At 66.7% G+C, this 3,355-nt stretch carries 4 protein-coding genes and 1 pseudogene; all 5 read right to left on the reverse strand.

Going from position 1 to position 3,355, the window contains the following annotated elements; translation table 11 throughout:
• Nucleotides 1-119: pseudogene (locus VFA16_RS22765) on the reverse strand (MBL fold metallo-hydrolase); the annotation flags it as partial.
• Nucleotides 119-877, reverse strand: a complete 759-nt coding sequence (locus VFA16_RS22770) for a 5-oxoprolinase subunit PxpA (RefSeq protein ID WP_324970013.1) — start codon at nt 875-877, stop codon at nt 119-121. The gene VFA16_RS22770 and the pseudogene VFA16_RS22765, both read right to left, overlap by 1 nt.
• Complete coding sequence (locus tag VFA16_RS22775) at nt 858-1,751, reverse strand: metal ABC transporter permease (RefSeq protein WP_324970014.1); 894 nt, start codon at nt 1,749-1,751, stop codon at nt 858-860. The genes VFA16_RS22770 and VFA16_RS22775 overlap by 20 nt, the downstream gene beginning before the upstream one ends.
• A 12-nt stretch (nt 1,752-1,763) precedes the next feature.
• A complete protein-coding gene (locus VFA16_RS22780) occupies nt 1,764-2,603 on the reverse strand; it encodes a metal ABC transporter ATP-binding protein (protein ID WP_324970015.1) in 840 nt (279 codons plus the stop codon).
• A partial coding sequence (locus tag VFA16_RS22785; protein ID WP_324970016.1) for a metal ABC transporter solute-binding protein, Zn/Mn family occupies nt 2,600-3,355 on the reverse strand: 756 nt, incomplete at its 5' end. The genes VFA16_RS22785 and VFA16_RS22780, both read right to left, overlap by 4 nt.

Genomic DNA, 3,355 nt, shown 5'->3' on the forward strand with positions numbered 1-3,355 from the left:
AGCAGCAGCGTCGTCACACCCAGCCAGGTAACCGACAGCGGCGCATCGTCTTTCGCCGCGGGGACGTCGAACCGGTCGGCGTATCGGTCAATGTCTGGACGCCCGGGCCTGGCCCGCATCAGCAAAACGCCTTCACGTCGACACCGCTGGATTTCAGGTGATCCCTTACTGCAGACGCGATTTGCACCGCGCCCGGCGAATCACCATGCACACAGACCGATTCCACGCTGATTCGGATCGGGGACCCGTCGACCGCGGTAACGTGGCCGGATGTCACCATGGTCTGCACCCGCTCGGCGATGGCAGCCGGATCGTGAAGAACCGCACCGGGTTCGCGGCGCGACACCAGCTGGCCGTCCGGTCGATAGGCGCGATCGGCGAAAGCCTCCGGCACAGTGCGCAGGCCGCGTGCCTGCGCTTCGTCGAAAAACAGCGAACCGGACAGGCCGAGCACCGGCAGCCCGGCGTCCACCATGCGCACCGCCTCGGCGACGGCGGCCGCCTGGTCGCGGTGGGTCACGATCGTGTTGTACAGGGCGCCATGGGGTTTGACGTAGTGCACCGCCGAGCCGGCCGCCTGTGCGAGTGCCTGCAACGCGCCGATCTGGTAGACGACGTCGGCCAGCAGATCGTCCGGGGCGACGTCGATGAACCGGCGGCCGAACCCGGCCAGGTCGCGGTAACCGACTTGCGCGCCGATCCGCACACCCCGATCGGCGGCCGCGCGACACACCCGCAGCAGCCCGGCCGGGTCGCCGGCGTGGAAACCACAGGCGATGTTGGCGCTGGTGACGATGCTGAGCATGGCGTCGTCGTCGCCAAGGCGCCAGACGCCGAAGCCCTCGCCCAAGTCGGCGTTAAGGTCCACCGCCACCATGGTTCGAGAGCCTAGTTACTGCGTGCTGATGCCGCCCGAGCAGCCAGCACACCACATAGATCAGGAATGAGATGGTGGCGACGAAAACCGACACCGGCACACCCGGCGCCAGTGACAGCACAAGACCGCCGACAGCCGAGATCTCGGCGAAAATGACCGACGCGACGATCGTCGTGGTCGGCGAGGCGAACACGCGAGCGGCGGCGGCCGCCGGTGTAATCAGCAACGACATCACCAGCAGCGCGCCGACGATCTGTACGCCCTGGGCGGCCACCACGCCGACCAGCGCCGCGAACACAATGCCGAGCGCGCGCACCGGCACTCCGCGCGCCGCCCCGACCTCGGGGTCGACGGTGGCGAACAACAGCGGTCGGTAGCATACCGCCAGCACGGCGACAACCAGCACGCTGACCACCGCCAGGATTTCCAGCCCCGAATAGCCCACTCCGACGATCTGCCCGGTCAGCAGCGCGAAACTACTGCCGGTCTGGCCTTCTGGATACAGATGGATGAACAGCACCGCCAGACCTAGCCCGAATGCCAGCACCACGCCGATCGCGGAGTCGCGTTCTCGGGCTCGCTGCCCCAGCAGGCCGAACAACGCCGCCGCCACCGCACTGCCGACAAGCGCACCCGCGCCCACCTGGAAGCCGACCAGCAGCGCGAACGCCGCACCGGTCAGCGACAACTCGCTGGAGCCGTGCACAGCGAACGACATCTGTCGCATCACGATGAACGGGCCGATTAGCCCGGCGATCAGACCCAGTAGCGCGGCCGCTACCAGGGCTTGCTGGACGAAGTCGTGGTGCAGCAGGTGGGCGGTGATGCCGAAGGAAAACAGATGCGCCAACAGGTCGGCGAGCTTGTCGTTCATCACGCGGGCCCGTCAAACATGCTCGTCCGTTGTCACGTGCTCGGCGCCCGGCTCGCCGACCACGACGTAGCGGCCCTTGACCTTCAGCACCTGGATGTCGGTGCGGTAGAGCGCTGACAACGTCTCACTGGTCATCACCTGTTCGACGCTGCCGATCCGGAACCGGCCGTCGACCAGATAGAGCACCCGGTCGACGTAGGGCAGAATCGGATTGACCTCATGGGTGACGAACACCACCGCCATGTCCGACTCCCGTCGGCAGCGGTCGATCAGCGCCGAGACCAGCCGCGCGTTGGCGGGATCCAAGGTCAGCAGCGGCTCGTCACACAGCAGCAACATCGGGTCGTTGGCCAGCGCCTGGGCGATCCGCACTCGCTGCAGTTCGCCGCCGGACATCACCCCGACCGCGACGTCGGCCAGGTGGTCGGCGTTGACCTGGTGCAGTGCGCGTCGCACCGCGTCGCGGCGGCGCAGTCGATCGCCCCGACGTAATTGGGTGGTTCCCCATCGGTGCCCGTCGACGCCTAGGCGTACCAGGTCGCGCCCGCGCAGCATCAGACCCCGATCCATCGGACGGTGCTGCGGCACATAGCCAATGCGCTCGGCGCGTGAGGCCACCGGCTGTCCGCCCACCAGCAAGCTGCCGGCGCTCAGCGGCAGTTGTCCGAGCAACACCTTGAGTAGCGACGTCTTTCCGGTCCCGTTGGGGCCGAGCACCGCGAGGAACTCACCCGGCGACACCGCCAAATCGAGGTGCTCCCAAAGCACCCGGTCACCGAACGCCAACCGGGCGCCGGTCAGCGAGACAGCGCTGGGCCGGCTGTCGACGACGCGTTTGACGTCGTCGGTCACGAGCTGTGATTATCGCCGCGACCGAGCGCGGCCGCGAGACTATTGACGGTGTTGCGTTGCCAGGCCAGATAATCGGTGCCGCTGGGCAACATTTCGGGGACTTCTGTCACCGGCAGGCCGGCGCGACGTGCGGCTGTTTGGACGTCGTTGGTTGCCGCGGTGGCGGTCTGAGGGTTAACCAGCAGCGCCGAGACCTTACGGTTGCCGATCAAGTCCAGTACGTATGCCATGTCGGCGGGTGACGGCTCGTCGTCGTTCTCGGTGGCGGCGGTGAAGCCTTCCGGAGCCTGGTTGACCAGGTCGCACGCTGCCAGCAGGTAGTAGGCGACGGGTTCGGTTGCTATGACGGATGCCCTCGGGTGTTCTGTGGCGATGGCGTGTTCGGTGCCGGCGATCGCGTCGGCACTGCGCCCGAACCTGGCGGCGTTGGCGCGGTAGTCTGCCGCGTTGCGTGAGTCGATCGTCGCCAACTTGTCGGCAATCTTGGCGGCCACCGACTTGGCGACGTCCAAGTCATAAAAGACGTGCTCGTTGCGACGAGCCGCGCCATGATCCGGCGCTGCAAGGAGCAACGAGTACGCGTTTACCGATTCGATCGCTGGATGAGCGGTCAGTACTCGTTCGGCCCAAGGGTCGTAGCCGCCACCGTTGTAGATGACCAATGCGGCATCGGCGATGGCGGCGTCGTCGATGGGGGTTACCTCGTATGTGTGCGGATCGACTTCGGGGTTGGTCAGGATCGGTTTCACGCT

Origin of the sequence: Mycobacterium sp., assembly GCF_035653355.1 — a bacterium.
GTDB lineage: Bacteria > Actinomycetota > Actinomycetes > Mycobacteriales > Mycobacteriaceae > Mycobacterium.

Coding starts and splice junctions, on each gene's coding strand:
- VFA16_RS22770 (WP_324970013.1), bottom strand. CDS start 877: ATGGTGGCGGTGGACCTTAACGCCGACTTGGGCGAGGGCTTCGGCGTC.
- VFA16_RS22775 (WP_324970014.1), bottom strand. CDS start 1,751: ATGAACGACAAGCTCGCCGACCTGTTGGCGCATCTGTTTTCCTTCGGC.